Origin of the sequence: Sphingomonas sp. TDK1, assembly GCF_001650735.1 — a bacterium.
Taxonomy (GTDB): Bacteria; Pseudomonadota; Alphaproteobacteria; order Sphingomonadales; family Sphingomonadaceae; genus Sphingomonas.
Window position 1 is genome coordinate 4288 of the sequence record NZ_LXVY01000039.1, and the last position, 487, is coordinate 4774.

Annotated in this window: 1 pseudogene; it reads left to right on the forward strand. The window is 71.0% G+C overall.

The features are described 5' to 3' along the window. A pseudogene (locus tag A7X12_RS26465) lies at positions 1 to 487 on the forward strand (aldehyde dehydrogenase (NADP(+))); the annotation flags it as partial.

A 487-nucleotide genomic window follows, 5' to 3' on the forward strand; every position in this document is an offset into this window, starting at 1 on the left:
GCGACCGTGGAGCAGGTTGCGCAGGGCGTCGAGCCGCAGGGCCCGACCTGTGCGCGCGGTGCGCTGTTCACGATGAAGGGTGCGGACTTCATCGCCGATCCGAGCCATGCCGAGGAAATTTTCGGCGCGACTTCGCTGCTGGTGCGCTGCGCCGATGTGGCGGAACTGAAGGCGGTCGTGGCGCTGCTCGAAGGCCAGCTGACCACCACGCTGCACATGGACGAGGGCGACATCGCCGTCGCGCAGGAGCTGCTGCCGGCGCTGGAGCGCCTGGCCGGGCGCATCCTGGCCAATGGCTGGCCGACCGGCGTCGAAGTGACCGACGCGATGGTCCATGGCGGTCCGTTCCCCTCGACCTCGGACGGCCGCAGCACCTCGGTGGGCACGCTGGCGATCGACCGCTATCTTCGCCCGGTGTCGTACCAGGACCTGCCGGAAGCGCTGCTCCCGGCGGACGTGCGGGACGGTACGGGCGTGCCGGCGCGGG